Below are 21,197 nucleotides of genomic sequence, written 5' to 3'. Positions count from 1 at the left end.
CTTCTTTTATGGTAATAGTTTTATAATCAAGCTTCCTGGTAAAATTATGCTACAAGATCTCTGACTTCAAGATATTTCTTACTGTCAGTATATAATTCTCCTGTGTAGGGATTCTTTTTCGTCTTAACAGCCTTCACAATCATGTAGATTAATACAGCGATATTAGAAAGCAGTGAAATCAAACCAAAGAAGAAGAGAGGAGTTTTGTTATAGCTGGAGGAAACTGCAAAGGTACCCTTGTCAATAAAGGCGGGAATCGTCTGAGCAAACATGCACCATAATGCTAAGGTATGGGCGCGGTGCTGAAGCCAGGCGCCTTTTCCGACAGTAAAGGCACAAATCGTTGGAGCCAGTAATAAAGCAAAACCACAATACCAGGAATGGCCGGGAAGGCAATTGTAGGTGTATGTAAAGTTCCAAAGGTCGTATGCTATAATCCAGAACCAAAGCATATCGGGCCAGAGCATATCCTGGCTCTTATCAGTGGATGTTTTCTTGCGCAGTTTTATTCCAAACCATCCGGTAATGGTTATGATGTTCAGGATACCGGCTGCCGCGTTCATGAAATTCCAGGAGCCGCCAAGAACATACATGGAGCCGTCAGCAAGATTGCCACCGCCGCTATACTGTAAACCAACCTGAATATCACGGCTTACTGCTTCTAAGATGTTAATAGCAAGTATTAAGGGAGGAAAACAAAGAGCCCATTTTTTATCGGCAAGCCTCCATTCCTTTCCGGTCTTTTTGTTAGTTCCTTTCAGGTGGCGGATAAGCCAGAAACCAAGACATCCAGCCGTAGCGGAATATACCTTTGCAAGATGGAACCAGTCTGTATAGGTAGTGTCCTTTAATACGGTAAACCATAATACTGACAGAACCAGCGGAAGAACCGTAAAAGCAAATAGTCCTGCATACTTAAATCTTCTGGTCACCTCGTTTAATAGAAACAGGATGACAAATACCAGAAGCCACATACCCCATGAGCCCAGGAAGGTGGCTCCGCTGTCATAGTTAAATTGAAACATGATTCAACCTCCGAATATTTATTATTTGATAACAAAATTATACATATAACTTTAAAACAAAGCAATAGACAGATTGGTTGTTTTGTACAAAACTTAAAGGATAAAAGCTTTCTTTCTAACAAAACTGCAATAAAATATTGATAAGTACTGTTAATTGAAATAATTTTAGAGTAAAATTATCTTGGTGCCAGACGAAAGCTGAGACTGACTTATGGCACCCGAATTAAATTATATGTGAGAGAGCAGATTATACAACAGTGAATAAATTCAACTTCTACAGAAAGGATAACAGTCAATACTATATGCATAATTCCATTTTAACCTGCAGGTTATTTGCCGATATACCAAAAGACGAGATAAACAGCCTTTTGCTGTGCTGCAAAGCAAGTGAACAGTCATACCAGAAAAATGACTTTATATTTTATCAAAAGGACAGACCAGAGTATATCCATTTGTTATTGGAAGGTGAAGTGGCAGTATGTCAGGATTCTCCCTCCGGAAGAAGAAACCTGGTGGCATCCTTCAGCCGCGGAGGAGATTTATTCGGCGAGGTCTATGCCTTTTTGGACAAACAGGAATATGATTATTATGCCATGGCGGTTACGGCGGCAAAGGTTCTTTGGATTCCCAGAACCTTTCTGTATAGAAATTGCAGCAATGAGTGCAGTTTCCACGGCATTTTAACCCTGAATATGCTTAACATACTGGCAGAAAAGGCATATTTCCTGAACCAGAAGCTTCAATTTCTCTCCGGGGAGACATTAAGGCATAAGATAGCTGCCTTTCTTTTAAAACATAATAAAGGGGACAATAAGGTACTGCTTGCCATGAACCGGGAAGAAATGGCAGATTTTCTTGGTGTCACCAGGCCTTCTTTATCCAGGGAATTCATGAAAATGAAGCAGGAGGGCATTATTGATATAAAAGGCAGCACGGTAACGATACTCAACGAGGAAAAGCTGGAAGATTTATTTAATTAAAGCAGGGAGGAGGAAGCTTTCTCTTCTTTGAAATGCTTCTATGATTTAAATTACGCAGCTTCTATGGTTCTTAGAAACAGCATCTTTGATTTTTAGAAACAGTTTTTTTATTTTTAGAAACAGCTTTTTTTATTTTTTAGAAACAACTTATTTTTTCTTTACAAATGCAGCATACTATGTTAAAATAATTTGCGTACGTTTAAAACCGGTGCCAGGATTTAGGACACTCCGACCTATCTCTTAGTACCAGGCGTTAACAATTTAAGGAGGAATTATCATGATTAGCAAAGAAAAGAAACAGGAAATTGTTGCAGCATTCGGAAGAACACCTGAGGATACCGGTTCACCGGAAGTTCAGATCGCACTTTTATCTGCAAGAATTAATGAGCTGACAGAACATTTAAAGAGCAACCAGAAGGATCATCATTCCAGAAGAGGTCTTCTGAAAATGGTTGGTCAAAGAAGAGGTCTTCTGGAATACTTAAAGAAGACTGATATCGAAGGATATCGTAGCTTAATTGAGCGTTTAGGCTTAAGAAAATAATAAAAAGAGCGGCTTTGCCGCTCTTTTTATTTTTCCGGAATACGAAGCTGATTATTTGGACATTTTCTCTAAGATACTTCTGGCTACGCTGATACCATTTGCAGAAGCCTGCTGAAGACCTCTGGTTACGGAAGCACCGTCACCGATAGCACGTAGTCCTGAAACACTGGTTTCAAAATCTTCATTCACTACGACCTTATTGGAGTAGAATTTAACCTCCACACCATAAAGAAGAGTTTCATCACTTGCTATACCGGGAGTTACCTTATCAAGGGCAAGCAGCATTTCCTTAATGTCCACCATGATACGGTGAGGGAATACTAAGGATAAATCACCCGGAACCGCATCCTTTAAAGTAGGTATCAGGTTGTTCCTGCAAAGTCTTTCTTCGGTTGTTCTTCTTCCTCTCTGGAAATCACCGAAGGTCTGAACTAAAATCTTGCCGTCACAGAGCATATTGCTTAGCTGGGCGATATATTTACCATATTCAATAGGCGTTTTAAAGGGCTTCGTAAAGTTTTTGGATACCAGGATTGCAAAGTTGGTATTGCTGGTCTTATATTCCTTTGATTTATAAGCGTGTCCGTTTACAACCGCAAGTCCGTTTTCATAGTATTCCGTTGCAACCTCACCGGAAGGATTGGAGCAGAAGGTCCTTACCTTGTCATCAAAGGTAGGGGTATAGTAAACAAGCTTTGCTTCATAAAGGTTCTTATTCAGGAAATCCATAACCTCGTCCCTGACTTCTACCCGGACGCCGATATCAACCGTACCGACTTTGGTCTCGATACCGTGGGCCTGGCAGATATGGCTGAACCAATCGGAGCCTTCACGGCCGATAGCGGATACAATCTCTTCTGCATAGAGGGTAGTTCCGTCGCTGCAGATAATTCCCTTAACCTTTTTCTCTTCTATGATAATATCCTGCACCATGGTATTAAATTTCATTTCAACACCCAGGGAGAGAAGGTGTTCCTGCAGTCTGGTATATATTTTATATCCTTCTTCTGTTCCTAAATGGCGGATGGGACATTCAATCAGCTTAAGATTGGCATTAATGGCTCTTCTTCTGATTTCCCTGATTTCTTCATCCTTATCCACACCGTACACATTGGTATCCGCACCAAATTTCAAATAAATATCATCGGATTCCTTTAGCAGTTCAACGGTTTTATCATAGCCTAATATCTCAGGAAGATTTCCACCTACATCAGGGGAAAGGGAGAGTTTGCCGTCTGAAAAAGCTCCGGCACCGGCAAAGCCAGTAGTAATGGAACAGGGTTTACAGCCAACACATTGCTTTGTTGTCCTTTTTGGGCACATTCTCTTTTCAATTGGGCGGCCCTTTTCAACCATAAGTATTTTCAGGTCTTTGTTCTTACTCTTAAGCTCATAGGCACAAAAAATACCGGAAGGACCGGCACCAATAATTATCACATCATATTTCTGCATTAAAACACTCCTTTGTAAGGTGAAAGTTTCAAATTGCCAGAAAAATTCTAACACATAAGCGGGAAGAGTGCAAGCAAATTATTTTAAAGGAAAGGAGAGAATTGCCTGTGAACATCTTGCTAATTTTTGCGGTTTACGGTAAAATTATCAAAACAAGACAACAAAGGGGAAGCATATGAAGAAATTAATATTAGTCACATCACCTCCTGCCTGTGGCAAAACCTATGTGTCAAAAGAACTGAGCAAGGCCCTGAGCCATGTGGTTTATCTGGATAAAGACACCCTGATATGCCTGTCCAAGCAAATATTTAAGGTGGCAGGGGAGGAATATAACCGGAGTTCTGATTTTTTTGAAGAAAATATCAGGGATTATGAATATGAAGCAATTGTTGCATTGGCATTGGAGGCCCTGGATTATGATGACATGGTTTTGATCAATGCACCCTTTACCAGGGAAATAAGGGATAAAGACTATATGAATGGGCTGAAGGATAAGCTAAAGGAGAAGAAGGCAAAGCTCGTTGTGATATGGGTGGATACCTCCGTGGAGGTATGCAAACAGCGTATGGTTGACAGAAATTCGGACAGAGATACCTGGAAGCTTACCCATTGGGACGAATATATTGCAGGCTGTAATTTTAATATACCTACAGAATTGGATGACCCCAAGGTACCGGATGATCTGTTGATATTCCACAATTCCTCCAGGGAGGAGTTCAGCAAATCCTTAAAGGACTGTGTGAAAATTCTGGAAGAAGTGTGAGGAATAACATCTTCACACAGAGGAAGTCTGAAACAAGTACAGGTGGTATTCATTCCAGACTTCTCCCATCATTGTTTGTGATGCCAAAAAGCAGCATCATGTCAGTAAATGTGAAAGAGTAGTTCTTTCACTCCATTATTTATGGCAGTATTGCAGACAGACACGCGGTATGTAATGGGAGCAGGAATAACAATCAAAGTAGGAAAATTCCATAAGAGTTGCTGCAGACTGATGTTATACAGTTGGAATGCAGCAACTTATTTTATTTTGCTGCTTTATATCAATAGTGGGGGTGGGATATTCTCTGAATTCTGCTCCATTATACATGGAACCTGTATTTCAAGATAGAAGAGGAAATATCTGCCATACCAACCCATATGGTTGCAAAGGTCGGGAGAAACAGTTACAATAAATAGGCAACATTTTTAAACATACATAAAATCAGATATGAGGTATTGCATTGATTATAGAAAATAATAATTTTATCCTGGAGCACATTGCCGCCTCCGGGCAGTGTTTTCGTATGAATAAAACAAGCGGCACAGAGTATTCTGTCATAGCAAAGGGAAGATACCTGACGCTTAAGCAGATGGAAGATAAAAAGGTGCTCTTATCCTGTTCCGAAGAGGAATTTATGGAATACTGGAGCGAATATTTTGACGTGGCTTATGATTATGATGGGATTGTTAGCAGCTTGGTTACCGGAGAGGATGAATTCTTACAAAAAGCGGCTTCCTACGGCCATGGTTTAAGAATCCTGAGACAGGAGCTTTTTGAAATACTTATTACCTTTATTATTTCCCAACGAAAGAGTATTCCTGCCATTAAGCGCTGTGTGGAGGAGCTGTGCCAAAGATTTGGGGAGAAAAGAACAGACGCTGCCACGAATACAGCCTATTATACCTTTCCATCACCGGAGATGCTGGGAAGAGCCGATAAAGAAGCCTTAAGGGAAGCTGGCCTTGGTTATAGGGACGAATATGTCAGACAGACTGCTCTGGCAGTCAGAGAGGGAGACATTGACTTGAACAGCCTGCAGACCTTAGGTTATGAGGAAGCTGTAAAGGAGCTTATGAAATTACCGGGTGTTGGCATTAAGGTGGCAAATTGCGTGGCTTTATACGGGCTTCACCAGATTGACGCCTTTCCGGTTGATGTGTGGATTGACAGGATACTAAAAGATGTCTATCAGAACAGCTTTGATGTGGCGGCTTATAAAGGCTATGCTGGCATTGTTCAGCAATATATGTTTTATTACATAAGGTCCTTATAGAAAAAATTTAATGAGATTATATACCAGTAAGCGAAAGAGAAGGAGCCCATTGGCTTCCACCCTTGCAGTAATGGCAGGGAAGGAGAAGGCAAGGGTTCCTTTTCTTTTTGTGGGTTGTTACCTGGCCGGAAAACCATGCTTTTACAGTCCAAAGTGAATGATTCCAGCATTTCCTGTCCATAATTAGGAGAGACAGGAGGGATTTTTTCGTGGAAAATGATAGAGAAATTTACAAAGTAGGTCTGGATATCGGTTCGACTACCATAAAAATTGCTGTTTTAGATAAGGAGAACCGGGTCCTTTATAAAGAATACAAAAGACATCTTTCGGATTTAAAGAATACAATATCATCGGTTGTTTCATTGTGCAGGGATTATATGGGAGATATATCCTGCCAATTAATCATTACAGGTTCGGGCGGCTTATCCATAGCGAAATGGCTCGGACTGCCCTTTGAACAGGAGGTGATTGCCTGTACAAAGGCTGTGGAAACGTATCTTCCCCAGGCAGATACCGTAATTGAGCTTGGCGGTGAAGATGCAAAGGTTACTTATCTGAAACCGGTAACGGAGCAGCGTATGAATAACAGCTGCGCAGGTGGAACCGGCTCCTTTATAGACCAGATGGCGGTATTGTTTCATACGGACGCAGCCGGCCTGAACGAATATGCAAAGTCTGCACGCACTATTTATCCCATAGCCTCAAGATGCGGAGTATTTGCCAAGACGGATATACAGCCCCTTTTAAATGACGGCGCCAGAAAAGAGGATATTGCGCTGTCTATTTTTCAGGCGGTGGTCAATCAGACTATAGAAGGCTTATCCTGGGGAAAGCCCATTAAGGGAAGAGTTGCTTTCCTTGGAGGGCCGCTGTATTTTTTGACAGAGCTTCGGAAGCGTTTTGCAGAGACCCTGCAGCCGGAGGAGGTACTGCTGCCTTCTGACGGGCTTTTTTTTCCTGCTATTGGAAGTGCTCTTTTAACCCAGGAGAGAAAATATGAAAACACGGAAGTTATAACATTAATGGAACTGACAGAAAGGCTGGAAGCCCTAAAGGCAGGAAAGGAAACAAAGACTCTTGCTCCCTTATTTACTGCGGAAGAGGATTATAAAAGCTTTAAAAGGCGCCATGAAAAATGCGACTGCAAGCGGATGCCTCTTCTGGAATACCGTGGAGAAGCATTTTTAGGAGTGGATGCAGGTTCTACTACCTTAAAGGCGGTACTCATAGGAAATAACGGAGAATTATTGTATGAGCATTACGAGAAGTCAGCCGGAGACCCGGTGGAAAAGACGGCAAAGGTCCTTGAGGATATCTATGGTCAGCTGCCGGAGGATATAAGGATTGCAAGAAGCTGCGTCACCGGCTACGGTGAGGAATTAATCAAGCGGGCCTTTCATATGGACATGAGCGAAATAGAAACCCTTGCCCATCTAAGGGGAGCAAGATTTTTTGAGCCTAAAGTTGATTTCCTTCTTGATATCGGCGGACAGGATATGAAGTGTTTAAGACTGGTGGGCGGAGGTGTTGATAACATTCTCTTAAATGAAGCCTGCTCCTCCGGCTGCGGCTCCTTCCTGGAAAGCTTTGCAGAGTCTTTGCATCTTTCCGTGGAAGAATTTGCAAAGCTTGGACTTTTCTCTCTTGCCCCAGTTGACCTTGGTACAAAGTGTACGGTATTTATGAATTCCAAGGTAAAACAAGCACAAAAGGAAGGAGCGGAGATTGCCGACCTTTCGGCAGGACTTTCCTACTCCGTAATAAAAAACGCCCTTTATAAGGTGATTAAAATACGGGATGAAAAGGACCTGGGACAATACATCGTAGTTCAGGGGGGAACCTTTTTAAATGATTCGGTTCTCCGCTGCTTTGAGCTGATTACCGGAAAGAAGGTGTTAAGGCCAAAAGCAGCAGGGCTTATGGGGGCTTTCGGTGCAGCTCTCCTGGCAAAGGATAGTTACAAAGAGGGAGGCTTTACGGCCCTTAAAGACAGGGAAATGCTGAGGAATTATCATGTCGAGGTGGAAAACAAGCGCTGTGGGAGCTGTACGAACCACTGCTTATTGACCATTAACCGGCTGGGTGAAAATGAGCTTTTCATTACAGGTAACCGCTGTGAGAGAGGCCTGGGAATGGAAAAGAACAAGGACAGTGTCCCAAACCTGTATGCCTATAAATACAAAAAACTCTTTTCCTACAAGGCTCTTTCCCAAGAGGCTGCCAGTAGAGGAATCATCGGTATTCCCAGAGCACTTTCCATTTATGAAAACTATCCCTTTTGGTTTACGCTGCTTACGGAGCTTGGTTTTCGGGTTATTCTATCGTCCCCTTCCTCCAAGGAAATCTACCAGAAGGGGATGGACAGTATTCCTGCAGATTCCGTATGTTATCCGGCAAAGCTTAGTCACGGACATATGATGGACCTTATGGAAAAAGGTATCAAGACCATCTTTTATCCTTCTGTGGTATATGAAAGGAAGGAGTATGAGGAGGCGGATAATTGCTACAACTGTCCTATTGTAATTTCCTACGGGGAGGTATTGAGAAACAACATTGAAGCAGCCAGGGAGATTACCTTTATTGCTCCCTTTCTAAATATGAACGATGACGGTCTCCTTACTCAGAATATTGTAAAAGCATTTGCAGAGTATCAGGTAAGTATAAAAGAGGCAAGAGAGGCAGTAAGGAAGGCCAGAAAAGAGTTTGAAGCCTTTAAGGAGGATATTCGGAAAAAGGGTGAGGAGACAATTGCTTATCTGAAGGAATCAGGAAAGCACGGCATTGTCCTTTGCGGAAAACCCTATCATATTGACCCGGAAATCCATCATGGAATTCCGGAGATGATTCAAAGCTATGGAATGGCAGTGCTGACAGAGGATAGTATCTCCCATCTGGCGCCCTTAAGGTCAAAGCTTCGCGTGGTGGACCAGTGGGCTTTTAATTCCAGACTGTACCGTGCAGCAGAAGCAGCAGGAAGAGAAGAGTGCCTGGAATTTATCCAGTTAAATTCCTTTGGCTGCGGATTGGATTCCATTACCTCGGACCAGCTGATAGAGATTCTGCATTCTCTCGACAGACAGTATACGCTCATAAAGATTGACGAGGGCATGAATCTGGGGGCCGCGAGAATTAGAATCCGTTCACTGATAGCAGCCTCGGAAGAGAGAAGAAAAAGAAAAACGGAAACGGAGCCCTTTCAGGATTACGGCTATGAATATAAGCTGTTTACCAAGGAAAACCGGAAAAAGCATACCATACTGGCACCTCAGATGGCACCCATTCATTTTGAACTTATAAAGGAAGCAGCCCAGACAAGCGGATATCTTTTGGAGATATTGCCGGATAAGGATGACGGTGCCATTGAAGAAGGGTTAAAGTATGTGAACAACGATGCCTGCTATCCGGCAATCCTTCTGATCGGCCAGATTGTCCATGCCTTAAAGTCAGGCAAATACGATATTAATAATACCTCCGTCATCTTAAGCCAGACAGGCGGCGGCTGCCGGGCAACCAATTATATGTCTTTTCTTAAGCTGGGGCTTAAGCAGGCAGGCTTTGGGAATATCCCCCTTATTTCTTTGAATGTAGCAGGACTGGGAGAACAGCCGGGCTTTAAGCTTTCGCCGGTATTTGTTCAGAGGCTGATAATGGCAGTGCTGTACGGTGATTTATTTATGAAGCTGCTGTACGGAACCAGGCCTTATGAACTGGTAAAAGGTACTTCCGGAGAACTTTACGAGAAGTGGAGGGAAATTGCCAGGGAAAATATCAGGAATGCCAAAAAGAGGCAGTTTGACAGGAATGTTGCAGAGCTCATAAAAGAATTTGATGAAATTGAAGTAACCAATACGAAAAAACCTAAGGTTGCCATTGTGGGAGAGATTCTAGCCAAGTACCACCCTATGGCAAATGGCGATATTATTAAGACCCTGGAAGAAGGAGGGGCAGAGGTGGTACTGCCGGATTTTTTGGATTTCTTTTTCTACTCCCTCTATAATTCCAGGTTTAAATACCAATATCTGGGTGGAAAGAAGACAACCATGGATGCCTGCAGCCTGGGAATTCATTACCTTTCCTATTATCGGAAAACTTTAATCCGGGAACTGAATAAAAGCAGGCACTTCCAGTCCCCTTCCTCTATCGATGAGCTGGCCGGGAAGGCGCAGGAAGTGCTGTCACTGGGAAATCAGACAGGAGAAGGATGGCTGATAACCGCAGAGATGATACACAGCCTGGAAAACGGAGTTCCCAATATTCTCTGCGTACAGCCCCTGGCCTGCCTGCCCAATCATATAACCGGCCGGGGTATGTTCAAGGCCATTAAGGAAAGGTATCCGAAAGCCAATATTATGCCCATAGATTACGACCCAGGCATATCACAGGTCAATCAGATCAACCGTGTTAAGTTAATGCTCTCTGTAGCTTTAAAGACAGAGTCATAACAAACCCGTCAATATTATTGCCGCTTACAGTAAATGGAATATTATCAGCCACCTCTACGGTTGTAGAATCCGTATTTTCCGCCTTAACCGAGAAGATTTCATATAGATTCTCCTTATCCCGGTAACAAAAAGCCTTTTGCTTTGCGGAATAATCTTCAATGGTCTTTAAATATTCCTCCATTGTAATATCCAGCTCCTCCATGATAACAGAATGGGGGTAGCCTACATAGCGAAAATGTCCCGGCTGGTATTCGACTCCGGTAATGCTTTCTTTTTCCTTGGGATACCTTTCAATAAATCCGTATTTTGCAGCCAGTTTTCGAAATTCCATGCAGATTCCTTTTTTGGGAAAGCCCTGTGACATAAAGGCCTTGTTTATGATATTGGCTGAGAGGTCCACCGCAAGTCCGGTAGAATGTTCCCCGTCCTTTATAGGAGAGACCAGGGGGGAGGATTTCTCGTATCCCTTGACCGGTATAATATCATTACCGCATTCCAGTTCATTGAGCAAGTGGGATAATTCCTTTGCTGCCAGGTAATCCAACAGAATGTTGTGGTTCCAAAAATCAATATTTACCAGGGCTGTATCATTTGCCGCATATTTTTCTTCAATGGGATGATTCTCATTCACGAGTATCAGATTCCCTCTATGTATATTACTATTCTCCAGTTTAATTTTTTTCATAAGGAGTACCTCATTTCTATTCCAAAGGAATAAATACTTTCACAGCCATATTATAGCAGAAAGAAGCTTTTCTGTGTGTTAAGGTGCTCTTATGAATCCTTAAGATAATCTTATGAAAACAGTGGATTGGATTAAGAAATTTAAGAATTTTTAAAGCAGATGTGAATGTGCAGGATTTTTCCGGAAGTCAGCCTAACAACAATTATACCTGTACAAAATATGAGATTAACCTATGACACCCGAATCATAAATTATAGCCCAGAAATCAATTGCAAATCATATAATCATGGCATATAATACACCTTGAGCGGATGCAGGGTACAGGTCAGGGATTCGTGCTGATATGGTCACAAGGAATTTGATTGACGTAAGCCGGATTGCCGGCAGGCGGCATGGATTAGAACCCCCATGCCTTGTATTCAGACAGGTTTACGGTATTAATATGTGAAAACAAAAAGGGATCCATGCTCTTTATTTCGTTTTATCGCATGCTGCGGTATGAATGGGAGTATGGATAACAAATAGAAAAATAAGAATCGGGGGAAAGACCTTGAAACGGGTACTTGTGCTAACAACAGGCGGAACAATATTAAGCTTTCAGACGACAGAAGGGCTAAAGCCCGGCAATGAAGATGTTACTGGACTTTTGCATGAAAAACTGTTAAAGCTTTCAGGTGAATATGAAATAGATGTGGAAGCGGTATTTTATAAGGACAGCAGTAATATCGTACCTCAGGACTGGTATATTGTGAAGGATTCCATACAGCGAAGCATTGATAAATACGATGGTATTGTGATTCTCCATGGCACAGATACCATGTCTTATAGTGCTGCCATGCTTTCCTTTTTATTTGCCGGGGTGAATAAAGCAATTATTCTTACCGGTTCCCAGATACCCCTGTCCTGTCAGGACAGCGACGGCGGCAAGAATTTACGGGATGCGGTAATAGCTGCCGGAGATTCCAGATTAAAGGGAGTATTTGTTGTATTCCATGATAAGGTAATTAACGGTACCAGGGCTTATAAACGAAGCTCCATCAATAAGGATGCCTATATTAGCTGTAATTATCCTTATGTAGGTGTAATAAAGGACTATAAGCTGTTTATTACCCAGGAATATAGTGACATGAGGGAAAAGGGCTGCCGAACAGAATTATCCTTAGGGGAGTTAAAGAAGAAGGACATTCCGAAGATATTTGTACTGAAGATGGTTCCGGGAATAGAGGCTTCCCTTATTGATTATATTCTGAAGGAAGGCTATCAGGGAGTTATCATTGAAGGCTATGGCCTGGGCGGTATGCCCGTTGACAATAAAGAGCTCATGGCGAAGATTGACCTTCTTGCCGGTAAAAAAATACCGGTAATCATGGCTACCCAGTGCGTTTATGATGGTGTAAATCTGGATACTTATGAAGTCGGCATGACAGCAAAGAAAAATGGAATTCTTTCCGCATATGATATGACCACAGAGGCTGTGTATACAAAGCTTATGTGGGGAATAAGCTGTACGGATTCCTATGAAGAACTGTTGGAATTGCTCCAGACGAACCTCTGCGGAGAACTGGCAGTAAAGTATTAAATCAGTTTCTTTTAAAATAAGGGATATCCGAAGGAAACATGCAATAAAATATTGTTAAGGATATCTTAGGAAGCTTCTGGCATGAAAAATCGATTAATATCAATAATTCTTTCTCTTATTGTTCTTGCGGTGTTTTCCACAGTTCAATATGATGCAGTATTAAAGCGGCTTACGAATGACAGACTGGTGACAAAAGAATTATTAATGGAAAAGAGTACTGACGGCAAGGACAAAACACCTCAGGGAGATGAACAGGTACCGGACCAGCAGGATGGGAGCGAGACCAAAGAAACAAAAACGAAGACAGAAGTAAGCACCGAAGAGATAAAGAAGAGCAGCCTGAGTGCCAAGGCGGCAGCGTTAGTGGATGCCAGCAACGGAAGAGTACTTTATGAGAAAAACGGCAATGAGGAACTTCCCATGGCCAGTACTACTAAAATCATGACCTGTATTGTTGCTCTGGAAAATGCTAACCTGGACGATGTGGTAACTGTCTCGAAATACGCTTCTTCCATGCCGGATGTTCAATTGAATATGGTCGCCGGTGAGAAATTTTATTTAAAGGATTTACTGCATTCCCTGATGCTGGAGTCCCATAATGATACAGCGGTTGCCATAGCAGAGCACGTGGGCGGCTCAGTGGAATGTTTTGCTATGATGATGAATGCAAAGGCGAAGGAATTAGGCTGTGAGCATACGAACTTTGTTACGCCTAACGGTCTGGATGCTGACGGACATTACACCACTGCCGTGGAGCTGTCCCGTATTGCCTGCTATGCAATTAAGAATAAGGAATTCCTGAAGTTAATCAGTACGCCCTCCTGGCAGTTTACCGAGATTACCAAAGGCAGAAGCTTTACGGTAAACAATAAAGACAGGTTTTTATCTCTCTATGACGGAGCGATCGGCATTAAAACAGGCTTTACCGGAAAGGCCGGTTACTGCTTTGTCGGAGCAGTGCAAAAGGACGAAAAGACCTTTGTATCCACAGTACTTGGTTCCGGCTGGCCGCCTCATAAGACTTATAAATGGGCCGATACCAAATCTCTTATGGATTATGGAACGAAGAACTATGAGATGAGGCAGGTATTTTACAGCGGCAAGAAGTTTGATCCGGTTGCTATAATAAAAGGGAAAGAAAAATATGCCTATTTATATTATGAGGGAGACATCTCACTCTTAATGAGAGAAGGGGAAAAGGTCCATATTGAGTATACCATGCCCTCTTTATTAAAAGCTCCTGTCATGTGTGATACGGAAGTGGGAACTGCTAAATATTACATCGGAGATGCTCTCATTGGGAAGGTTCCAATTCTTACGAAAAATTCCGTGGAAAAGATAGATTTTACATACTGTTTCCAAAAAATCTATGAAATATGGCGGCATATGAACTGATATAAAGTATTAATTGACGCCATTTTGCATTTCTAACAAATTTATTTCATTTTTATAACGAATTTCTGAAACTTTTCCTCCTTTTGAATCGTCTAATAATTGAAAGTAAAATGCGAAAGGGTCAAAAGGGGGAAATCTCTATGAAGAAACAGTGTAAAGTCAAGTGTAAATACCACATCATTAAAATAGGTTTTCTCTATGCGGTACTGTCCCTGCTTTTTTCCATTTGGGAAATCTATTATATCTTCGTTGGCGGTGAAAAGGTAAGCAGGATGCTCATCCCTTTTATCGGTCTGATTCTTTGCTTTGTTTCGGGTATAATTCTTATGCTGAAGGATAGGCGTAAATATTCAGAGAACAGTGTCAGACCCTATGAGGAAAGCGGCCAGAGAATGACTGTGAAGGAATACTATATTTAGTTTACATAGAAAGTCAGGAATTTGATTGATAGCTCTCTTTTTTTTGCGTTACAGTTAGTCTGGCAGCTGAACTGTATCTATTTCCTATACATTCCTATTGATTTTGCTTAACAAAGTATTTTGTTATGTGTTATAATAAAGGGATGCAAAGTATGGACAAGAAAAAGGAGACTGAAATGATACGGTTATCCAGAATGGAAATCAGAAATTTGGCATCCAGTGAAACCGCCTATGCAAGAGGTTTGCAGGATTACAAACAGAACTGTATAGTAAATGCAACCTGGTCAGGTCATAAAAACCAATATCGTATTACTGTGAAGGATACTTTTGAATATCAGGTGATTATCCAGGTTTTCGAGGACGGATCCTTTGATTATAAATGCAATTGCCCCGAGCATATTAAGGATAACGGAGCTTGCCGCCATGTGGTTGCAGCCCTTTTCTTTGTGCTGAATTATGTTGAACGTTCCATGATGGAGGAGCCGGAAAATCCGGAGGAAAAGCTGGTCTATCAGATTCTTGGTTATTTCAATAATCAGGAGGAAGCCATCACAAAAGGTGAGACTTTTCATATAAAGCCCACTTTAAGTATTCCAAGTATTATCCGTAGTGATGTGGGAGCAGCCCTTTTATCCTTAAGAGTGGGAAATCACCATTATTACAAGGTGCAGACGGTTAAGAAATTTTTATCGGATATGTACAACAAGGAAACGATAGTCATTGGAAAGGAATTCAAATTTATTCCCGGAGAGAGTAAATTTGATAAGCACTCCCAGAAGATATTGGATTATATAATGGAAATTTATGAAATACAGGAAGGAATTGATAAGCTGTTCTATTCCAGACTGTTTTCCAAAACAAACATCATCCTCACAAAAAATATGCTTTTCCGGCTCTTAACGCTATTGGAGGGAATGGATTTCAGCCTGGAGCTCTATGGCAAGACTTATGAAGAAATCCAGTTCAGGCAGGAAAATCCTCTGTTAAATTATGATTTATCCCTGGAGGAAGACGGGATTACGATGGATTATGCCGAAAACAGCGGAGTAATCCCCATTATGCAGTCCGGTGAGCTGCTGTTCTTTAAGGACTGCATTTATAAACCTACCAAGCGCTTTTTAAATAATTACCTGCCCTTTTATAATAACCTGGGTGTTAACAAGGAAGCTCTGATATTTAAGGGGCAGAATAAGAATAAATTTTTGGAAACGGTGCTTCCAAGAATTACAGAGACTTTAAAATTAAACGTTCCGAAGGAAATTAAGGACCGTTTTATTGTTGCGGATTTGGAACCGGTGGTATATCTGGACAGAAGCAAGAACAGTATTCATGCAGAGCTTAAATTCCGCTATGGAACCTATGAATTCAATGCCTTTGATAATGCGGCTATTGATAATTTTATTATTGTGAGACAGCCGGAAAAGGAAGAGAATTGTATAGAATTTTTGGAAAAGCTTGGCTTCCAGCCTAAGCAGCATGGCTTTCTCATGCGTAATGACGATGAAATTTATCAGTTTTTGACCAGCTCGATCAAGGAGCTGGCAGAATTTTGCGAGCTTTATTATTCTGAGGCTTTTAAGAAAATCGGCATCAAAGCCCCCGGCAATGTAAAGGCCGGTCTTCGTGTGGGAAATGGGCTCAATCTCCTGGAAATGGATTTGAATTATGAAGGAATTCCCGGTGAGGAATTAAAGGAGATGTTCCGTTCATTCCGCCTGAAAAAGAAATATTACCGGCTAAAGGACGGAAGCTTTATTAATCTGGAGGATGACAACATTTCCGGTGTGTGGGATGTCCTGAACAATCTGGGTGTGACAGGTGACATGAACGGCGAGACTGTAAGCATTCCAAAAAGTGCGGCAGTTTATCTGAATAATGTACTGGATACAAACAAATTCCAGGTTGTAAAGGAAGAGAGCTTTAACCGCCTGGTAGAGGCTATTGTCAACCCAAGCAGTATTGAATATGAAATTCCGAAAGGAATCCAGGCCGAATTAAGAGGCTACCAGGTAATTGGTTTTAAATGGCTTATGACCTTATCAACGAATCAGCTTGGGGGAATTCTGGCTGATGATATGGGTCTTGGTAAAACTCTTCAGACAATCGTTTATATAGCAGCGGTCAAGGAAACGAAACCGGATAAAAAATTCCTGATTGTATGCCCGTCCTCCCTGACCTATAACTGGCAGGATGAAATAGAAAACTTCGCCCCCATGCTCCGGACGGCAGTGGTTACGGGTAGTCCCAAGGAAAGGCAGGAGCTGATAGAAAATACCGGGGAGGTGGATGTATTGATTACTTCCTATCCCTTAATCCGAAGGGATATAAGCTTTTATCAACTGCATTGCTTCCATACGGTATTTATTGATGAAGCACAGTATATAAAAAATGCGGATTCCCTCAATGCAAAGTCTGTAAAATTACTGGAGGCAGAGCACCGTTTTGCACTGACAGGTACACCCATTGAGAATTCCCTGTCAGAGCTTTGGTCCATCTTTGATTTTATCATGCCGGATTATCTCTTTAGCCATGCCAAATTTGTCAACCAGTATGAAAAGCCCATCATGCGGGAGGAGCAAGGGGTGTTGGAAGACTTGAATAAACGTATTCTTCCCTTTATTCTCCGCAGAATGAAGAAGGATGTACTCTTAGAGCTGCCGGATAAAGTAGAAACGAAGATGCTTACGGATATGCTGGAGGAACAGCGGAAGATTTATATGGCTTACGTTGAGAATGCCAAAAATGAAATCAATATTGAAATCCAGGAAAAAGGCCTGCAGAAGAGTAAGTTGAAAATTCTGGCGGCATTGACAAGATTAAGGCAGATATGCTGCCATCCAGGTACTTTCCTTGAGAATTACAGCGGCGGCAGCGGTAAGCTGGAACTGCTGATGGAAATTATTACGGACTGTCTGGCGAATGGACACAGGATACTTGTATTTTCCCAATTCACCTCCATGCTTTCCTTAATTGAGAAGGAATTGGAGCAGAGCAATATCAGAAGCTTTTATCTGGAGGGCTCTACGAAGGTGAAAGAACGTAATGAATTTGTAAAGCGTTTTAATCAGGGAGAAGGAGAGGTGTTCCTGATTTCCTTAAAGGCCGGAGGGACAGGGCTTAATCTTACCGGTGCGGATACCGTTATCCATTATGATCCCTGGTGGAACCCGGCAGTCGAAGACCAGGCCACAGACCGGGCGTACCGTATTGGGCAGATAAATTCTGTGCATGTAATCAAGCTCATTACGAAGGGAACGATAGAAGAGAAGATATATAAATTACAGCTTAAGAAAAAGAATTTGTCGGATTCGATTATACAGTCACAGGAGGTATTTATCAATTCGTTGACAAAGGAAGAGCTGGAGGATATCTTTAGTTGATGAGGATTAAAACAAGTGCGTTGGAGCAGATTGGCTAAAAGGTAGTCTTTCACAAGGGGACGGCAATTTGAACAAAATAGAAATCTTCCTGCTTCGATTACAATGTATAAGAAGTCCTAATTCTCTGAAGCTTTTGTGCTGGACATATCCTCAAACAGATAACTCGTGGGCTCAGACAATCTGTTTGAGGATATAGCACAAAAGCTTCAGAGAAAAGGACTTCTAATACATTTCCATAGGCGCAGGAAGCTTTCTATTTTGTGCAAATTGCCTGTGTATGTTGAAGTAGGGTATTTGTCGGGTGAAGCATATTATTGATGTCGTGTGAATGAAATGAAATGTCAAAACTCTTATTTGGTCATTATCCTAGGTAATGCAGCGGTATATAGAAGTAACTGAATAAAAAGAAGTAATTGAAAAAAGTAGCTGAATTAAAAGTAGTACTTAAAAAAGTAGAATAAAAGAAGTACTTGAAAAAAGTAACTGAATAAAAAAGAAGCACTTAAAAAAAGTAGTAGCTGAATAAAGATGTATCTGAATAAAACAAAGAGGGACTCTTATAAAAAAGAAAGTTCAGAGGCTGTCGCGAAATACAAAATTTCAACAAGTTATGGTTCCTGACCACTTAGTCAGCATCAATATTTTGTATGAAAAATTCATTTTGCGACAGCCTCTTTGTTCTTTTATTACGAAAGTCCCTCTGTTTTTATAAATTTTTTTTATAGACTTTTTAATACTGACAATTTAAAAAATACATTTCAATTACCGGAATCAGTTTTCCTCTTCCTCTTCTTCAAAATGGTCGTTGTAATACTCCTCCATAAGACGGTCCAGGTATTTATCATCCATTTCACCGAATTTCGCAATTACCATGGCTTTCATTTTTTCCATTTTCTGAAGGAACTGGACCTCATCGGCGGCAGAAGCATCGGCAAAGCCATCTATCTTTTCCTTTGTAAGATTGGCATCCAGCCATTCCTGAATGGTATCGGTAATATTGTTTTCCTCACTGATTTCTTTTTCTACCAGCTTGCTTTTTTTGTAGGTGGTTACGCCAATAACGAAAAAGGCTACTAATACAACAGCCATAACGATGTAAGAAAGAGCACCGACAAATATGGAAATCACTCCCATTGCATTTAATATCAGTAATACCAGACCTGCTATGGAAACTATGATAAAGGAAGAAGCGGAAGAGCTCAGATCCTTATATTGTTCTTCCTTTTTCACATAGGTTGCGGATTCTGCTACAGGAGGTCTGGCGCTTTCCAAGATTCCCTGGATTTCCGCCTGTTCAAAAAGCTCTGCGGGAACTTCTTCCTCGTCGGTATCGTCGTCAGTATCGTCGTCGGTTTCCCCATCGGTTGTTTCCACAGAGGATTCATCTCCTTCATAAGAAGCATCCTCATAAGCTGATTCTGCATAGGCTTCTTCCAGTGCTTCATCGTCTTGTGATAAATCCTTCTTGAATTTTTCCGTTTCAGATGCAAAGGCACCGTTTGCAGCAGCGGCTTTTAAGGTTTTTTCAGACTCTACTGCATAAAAGGCATCATAAAGCTTTTTTACCTGCTTTTGATCCTTCTGATCAATGAGCACTGAGTAGGAAGCCTCTTCTTCCTTGTAGCTGTAAGAAGCATTTTTGATGTTGGAGTACTCAAGAAATTCTACAAACTTTTTGGCAAAGGCTTCTTTCTTTGTATCCAGAAATTCTACTTGCTTTTCCGTCTCTTCCAGGCTGTCAACTAATGGAACACCACAGGTCGTACAGGTGGTGATTCCCTCTACATATTCTGCTTTACATTCAGGACACCAGGGCATAGACATTACCTCCTAAAGGGTATTTTTTATTTAAGACTATTAAGTCTGTTTTCGAATATTACAGGAATACATCAGGCTTCCATTTTATAGGCATGGTAAGCTTTTTTTCCTTTGCGGATAAGAAGCATACCATCGCTGTCCAGGTCAGCTGAGGTGAATACCCTGTCAAATTCCGTAATCTTAGCGTCATTGACTGTTACACCGCCCTGCTGGATATTTCTTCTGGCATCAGACCTGGATGCAGCAAGGCCGCCGTCCACCATAAGGGTTATTAGATCAATACCCTGCGCAAACTGTTCTTCTTTGTAAAGGGTCGTGGGAATATCTTCGGATTTCATACCGCCGCCGAATAATGCCTTGGAAGCTTCTCTGGCTTTCGTGGCTTCCTCTTCACCATGGACAATCTTTGTAATCTCAAAGGCAAGAACATCCTTTGCATAGTTGATTTCCGCATCCTTAAGAGCACCAAGGCGCCTTACTTCATCCATGGGAAGGAAAGTAAGAAGACCGAGGCATTCTTCCACCTTTACATCCTCTATATTTCTCCAGTATTGATAGAATTCATAAGGAGAGGTCTTGCTTGGATCCAGCCATACGGCACCCTTCATGGTCTTGCCCATCTTAATGCCTTCGCTGGTAGTTAAGAGCTTAAAGGTAAGGCCATAAGCCGGTTTTTGTTCCTTCCTGCGGATTAAATCCACACCGCCAAGGATATTGGACCACTGGTCATTGCCTCCAAGCTCCAGAGAGCAGCCATACATCTGATTGAGCTTTAGGAAGTCATAGGACTGCATAATCATATAATTGAATTCGAAGAAGGTAAGTCCTTTTTCCATTCGCTGCTTGTAGCATTCTGCCGTAAGCATCTTATTTACTGAAAAATGTACCCCTACTTCTCTTAAGAAATCCACATAGTTCAGGTTCAGAAGCCAGTCCGCATTATTTGCAATAATAGCCTTATCATTGTCAAAATCAATAAAACGGGAGAGCTGCTTATAAAAGCAGTCTGCATTGTGCTGGATGGTTTCCTTTGTCATAATGGTTCTCATATCGGATTTACCGGAAGGGTCCCCGATCATGGTGGTGCCGCCGCCAAGCAGAGCTATGGGCCGGTGACCGGCACGCTGCATATGCATCATAGCCATAACCGTTAAAAAGTGTCCTGCTGTCAAACTGTCTGCCGTAGCGTCAAAGCCTATATAAAAGGTTACTTTTTCCTTCCCTAATAATTCTTTTATTTCCTGTTCGTGGGTGGTCTGTTCAATGAACCCGCGTTCCAATAAAATATCATAAACATTCTCTGACATTTTTATTGTCCTCCTTTAAGTAGTTAGAAACATTATATATGAAAAGAGAGAGATTTTCAATTGTTTCACAAATACTACATATGGAAAATTCCGATAAATTGATAAAAATTCCGGTGATATTGTTAGAAATTCCGC

14 protein-coding genes are annotated in these 21,197 nt (G+C 41.6%); 9 read left to right on the top strand and 5 right to left on the bottom strand.

What is annotated here, in order from left to right:
• Positions 1-44: 44 nt before the first annotated feature.
• Entirely contained in the window at positions 45-1,025 is a 981-nt protein-coding gene (locus BUB77_RS01060) for a DUF5692 family protein (RefSeq protein ID WP_073272025.1), read from the bottom strand.
• Positions 1,026-1,282: 257 nt separating this feature from the next.
• Here BUB77_RS01060 and BUB77_RS01055 point away from each other — a divergent pair, with 257 nt between their 5' ends.
• Positions 1,283-2,005, top strand: coding sequence for a Crp/Fnr family transcriptional regulator (locus BUB77_RS01055; RefSeq protein ID WP_084123857.1), 723 nt, complete (start codon positions 1,283-1,285; stop codon positions 2,003-2,005).
• A gap of 277 nt (positions 2,006-2,282) precedes the next feature.
• Complete coding sequence (gene rpsO / locus BUB77_RS01050; RefSeq protein WP_073272022.1) at positions 2,283-2,549, top strand: 30S ribosomal protein S15; 267 nt, start codon at positions 2,283-2,285, stop codon at positions 2,547-2,549.
• Between the two features lie 51 nt (positions 2,550-2,600).
• On the opposite strand, the gene BUB77_RS01045 is transcribed toward rpsO, so the two are convergent.
• A complete protein-coding gene (locus tag BUB77_RS01045; RefSeq protein ID WP_073272019.1) occupies positions 2,601-4,001 on the bottom strand; it encodes an NAD(P)/FAD-dependent oxidoreductase in 1,401 nt (466 codons plus the stop codon).
• Positions 4,002-4,176: 175 nt separating this feature from the next.
• Here BUB77_RS01045 and BUB77_RS01040 point away from each other — a divergent pair, with 175 nt between their 5' ends.
• The 3 genes from BUB77_RS01040 (at position 4,177) to BUB77_RS01025 (ending at position 10,479) form a co-directional block, all read left to right on the top strand.
• Positions 4,177-4,764, top strand: coding sequence for a P-loop nucleotide/nucleoside kinase family protein (locus tag BUB77_RS01040; RefSeq protein ID WP_073272016.1), 588 nt, complete (start codon positions 4,177-4,179; stop codon positions 4,762-4,764).
• 460 nt (positions 4,765-5,224) lie between these two features.
• On the top strand, positions 5,225-6,037 hold the full coding sequence (locus tag BUB77_RS01030) for a DNA-3-methyladenine glycosylase family protein (protein WP_073272010.1): 813 nt from the start codon (positions 5,225-5,227) through the stop codon (positions 6,035-6,037).
• Between the two features lie 209 nt (positions 6,038-6,246).
• Positions 6,247-10,479 (top strand): 2-hydroxyacyl-CoA dehydratase, encoded by a 4,233-nt coding sequence (locus BUB77_RS01025; RefSeq protein WP_073272007.1) that lies wholly within the window; start codon positions 6,247-6,249, stop codon positions 10,477-10,479.
• Here the strand turns inward: BUB77_RS01025 and BUB77_RS01020 are convergent.
• The gene (locus tag BUB77_RS01020) at positions 10,439-11,164 is read right to left on the bottom strand and encodes a D-alanyl-D-alanine carboxypeptidase family protein (protein ID WP_073272004.1); all 726 of its coding nucleotides are present in this window, start codon (positions 11,162-11,164) and stop codon (positions 10,439-10,441) included. The genes BUB77_RS01025 and BUB77_RS01020 overlap by 41 nt on opposite strands.
• A gap of 550 nt (positions 11,165-11,714) precedes the next feature.
• Here BUB77_RS01020 and BUB77_RS01015 point away from each other — a divergent pair.
• The 4 genes from BUB77_RS01015 to BUB77_RS01000 all read left to right on the top strand — a co-directional run bounded on the left by BUB77_RS01015 (position 11,715) and on the right by BUB77_RS01000 (position 17,937).
• Entirely contained in the window at positions 11,715-12,743 is a 1,029-nt protein-coding gene (locus tag BUB77_RS01015; RefSeq protein ID WP_170866553.1) for an asparaginase, read from the top strand.
• 81 nt (positions 12,744-12,824) lie between these two features.
• The gene (locus BUB77_RS01010) at positions 12,825-14,138 is read left to right on the top strand and encodes a D-alanyl-D-alanine carboxypeptidase family protein (RefSeq protein ID WP_242962316.1); all 1,314 of its coding nucleotides are present in this window, start codon (positions 12,825-12,827) and stop codon (positions 14,136-14,138) included.
• A gap of 140 nt (positions 14,139-14,278) precedes the next feature.
• Positions 14,279-14,557: a hypothetical protein gene (locus BUB77_RS01005; protein WP_073271998.1), complete on the top strand. Its 279-nt coding sequence runs from the start codon at positions 14,279-14,281 to the stop codon at positions 14,555-14,557.
• A 152-nt stretch (positions 14,558-14,709) separates the two neighbouring features.
• Entirely contained in the window at positions 14,710-17,937 is a 3,228-nt protein-coding gene (locus BUB77_RS01000; protein WP_170866552.1) for a DEAD/DEAH box helicase, read from the top strand.
• A 771-nt stretch (positions 17,938-18,708) separates the two neighbouring features.
• Here the strand turns inward: BUB77_RS01000 and BUB77_RS00995 are convergent.
• Complete coding sequence (locus BUB77_RS00995) at positions 18,709-19,755, bottom strand: Bax inhibitor-1 family protein (RefSeq protein ID WP_073271995.1); 1,047 nt, start codon at positions 19,753-19,755, stop codon at positions 18,709-18,711.
• 71 nt (positions 19,756-19,826) lie between these two features.
• Complete coding sequence (gene tyrS / locus BUB77_RS00990; RefSeq protein WP_073271992.1) at positions 19,827-21,062, bottom strand: tyrosine--tRNA ligase; 1,236 nt, start codon at positions 21,060-21,062, stop codon at positions 19,827-19,829.
• Positions 21,063-21,197 lie beyond the last annotated feature (135 nt).

The sequence above is a fragment of the Anaerocolumna jejuensis DSM 15929 genome (assembly GCF_900142215.1).
Taxonomy (GTDB): domain Bacteria; phylum Bacillota; class Clostridia; order Lachnospirales; family Lachnospiraceae; genus Anaerocolumna; species Anaerocolumna jejuensis.
The sequence above is the reverse complement of the archived record's forward strand: the minus strand, read 5'-3'. Positions and strand labels throughout refer to the sequence as shown.

Bases quoted from the DNA above. Each gene is read 5' to 3' on its own strand.
- BUB77_RS01060 (WP_073272025.1), bottom strand. From the start codon at position 1,025: ATGTTTCAATTTAACTATGACAGCGGAGCCACCTTCCTGGGCTCATGG.
- rpsO (WP_073272022.1), top strand. From the start codon at position 2,283: ATGATTAGCAAAGAAAAGAAACAGGAAATTGTTGCAGCATTCGGAAGA.
- BUB77_RS01045 (WP_073272019.1), bottom strand. From the start codon at position 4,001: ATGCAGAAATATGATGTGATAATTATTGGTGCCGGTCCTTCCGGTATT.
- BUB77_RS01040 (WP_073272016.1), top strand. From the start codon at position 4,177: ATGAAGAAATTAATATTAGTCACATCACCTCCTGCCTGTGGCAAAACC.
- BUB77_RS01020 (WP_073272004.1), bottom strand. From the start codon at position 11,164: ATGAAAAAAATTAAACTGGAGAATAGTAATATACATAGAGGGAATCTG.
- BUB77_RS01010 (WP_242962316.1), top strand. From the start codon at position 12,825: ATGAAAAATCGATTAATATCAATAATTCTTTCTCTTATTGTTCTTGCG.
- BUB77_RS01005 (WP_073271998.1), top strand. From the start codon at position 14,279: ATGAAGAAACAGTGTAAAGTCAAGTGTAAATACCACATCATTAAAATA.
- BUB77_RS01000 (WP_170866552.1), top strand. From the start codon at position 14,710: ATGGACAAGAAAAAGGAGACTGAAATGATACGGTTATCCAGAATGGAA.
- BUB77_RS00995 (WP_073271995.1), bottom strand. From the start codon at position 19,755: ATGCCCTGGTGTCCTGAATGTAAAGCAGAATATGTAGAGGGAATCACC.
- tyrS (WP_073271992.1), bottom strand. From the start codon at position 21,062: ATGTCAGAGAATGTTTATGATATTTTATTGGAACGCGGGTTCATTGAA.